The sequence below is a fragment of the Rathayibacter sp. AY1F9 genome, assembly GCF_002932155.1.
Taxonomy (GTDB): domain Bacteria; phylum Actinomycetota; class Actinomycetes; order Actinomycetales; family Microbacteriaceae; genus Rathayibacter.
In genome coordinates this window covers 1-1,881 of the sequence record NZ_PSVA01000056.1, presented here as the reverse complement: position 1 = coordinate 1,881, position 1,881 = coordinate 1, and the positions used below count along the sequence as shown (strand labels likewise).

Here is a 1,881-nt window from a genome sequence, read left to right as displayed (position 1 = left end):
AACGGCTACCGGCTCGCGCGCGAGGCGTACGCGGCCTACCTGGAGGCGCAGCGCAGCCGCGACGTCGAGCCCGACACTCCGCACGACAGGAACGAGCACCCATGACGCTGTCCACTCCTCAGACCGCCTACGCCTCCGCCAAGCTCCAGGGCACCGGAGTGGGACGCGGGCTGGCCCTCGGGCCGGTCCTGCGCATGCCGGAGCCGCTGCCCGAGCCCGAGGACACCGCCAGCACCCGCAGCGTCGCCCAGGAGGAGGAGCGCGCCGTCTCGTCGCTCTCCGCCACCGCCGCGACGATCCGCCACCGCGGCGAGCGGGCCGGCGGCTCGGCGAAGGACGTCCTCGACGCCCAGGCCCTGATGGCCGAGGACCCGTCCCTCGCGGACGACGTCAAGGCGCGGATCGCCGGGGGCAAGACCGCGGAGCGCGCCGTGCACGAGGCCTTCGCCGGCTTCCGCGACCTGCTCGTGGCGATGGGCGGCTACATGGCCGAGCGCGCGACCGACCTCGACGACGTCTCGCAGCGCGTCGTGGCGCACCTGCGCGGCGTCGCCGCTCCCGGCGTCCCCGAGTCGGACGAGCCGTTCGTGCTCGTCGCCCGTGACCTCGCTCCGGCCGACACGGCGCTGCTCGACCTCGAGAAGGTCCTCGGTCTGATCACCAGCGACGGAGGACCGACCTCGCACACGGCGATCCTCGCCCGGGAGAAGTCGATCACCGCCATCGTCGGCACCACCGGCGCCCTCGACCTGCGGGACGGCCAGCTCGTCATCCTCGACGCCACCTCCGGCGTCGTGACGGTGAACCCCTCGGACGCCGAGATCGGCGCCGCGAAGTCCTCGATCGCCGAGCGCGCCGAGATGCTCGCCGCACCGGTCGTTCCCGGCGCGCTGGCAGACGGCCACGCCGTGCCGCTGCTCGCGAACCTCGGCTCGGCCGACGGCGCTGCGAACGCGGTCGAGCTCGGCGCCGAGGGAGTGGGGCTGTTCCGCACCGAGTTCCTCTTCCTCGACGCGAAGGAGGCGCCCTCGGTCGCCGAGCAGGCGGAGCAGTACACGCGCCTGCTCGCTGCGTTCCCCGGCCGCAAGGTCGTCGTCCGCGCGCTCGACGCCGGCGCCGACAAGCCGCTGAGCTTCCTCAACGACGACCACGAGGAGAACCCGGCCCTCGGTCTCCGCGGACTGCGCGCCCTCCGCGCCAGCGAGCAGATCCTCCGCGACCAGCTCACCGCCCTCGCCCAGGCCGATGCCGCGACCGACGCCGACCTCTGGGTCATGGCGCCGATGGTCGCGACCGTGGACGAGACCCGCTACTTCACCTCGATGGCGCGGGAGCTCGGCATCCGCACCGCCGGAGTGATGGTGGAGGTCCCCTCCTCCGCCCTGCTCGCCGACCGCATCCTCGGAGTCGCGGACTTCGCCTCGATCGGCACCAACGACCTGACCCAGTACACGCTCGCCGCCGACCGCATGCTCGGCACGGTCTCGGCGTTCCAGGACCCGTGGCACCCGGCCGTGCTCCGCCTCGTCGGCGAGGTCGGCCGCGCGGGAGCGGCGCTGGGCAAGCCCGTCGGGATCTGCGGAGAAGCCGCCGCCGACCCGCTGCTCGCCGTGGTCCTCGTCGGCCTCGGCGCCACCACCCTCTCGATGTCGCCGTCGGCTCTCGCCGACGTCCGCGCCGAGCTGGCCGAGCACACCCTCGACGACGCCAAGCGGTACGCGGAGCTCGCTCTCGCCGCCGACAGCGCCGTCGACGCCCGCTCCGCGGTCACCGAGGCGATCGCCGCCTCCTGATCCCGGATCACCAGCCCCACCCCCTGCACCACCCCGGCACTCGGGAGCCGGGACGCCTCAGGAGCGTCCCGGCTCCCGAGTGCCGGGG

The 1,881-nt window shown here is 74.2% G+C and carries 1 protein-coding gene; it reads left to right on the top strand.

The features are described from left to right. Window positions 1-194 precede the first annotated feature (194 nt). A complete protein-coding gene (gene ptsP / locus C5C37_RS17005) occupies window positions 195-1,793 on the top strand; it encodes a phosphoenolpyruvate--protein phosphotransferase (protein WP_104233916.1) in 1,599 nt (532 codons plus the stop codon). The last annotated feature ends 88 nt before the right edge of the window (window positions 1,794-1,881 follow it).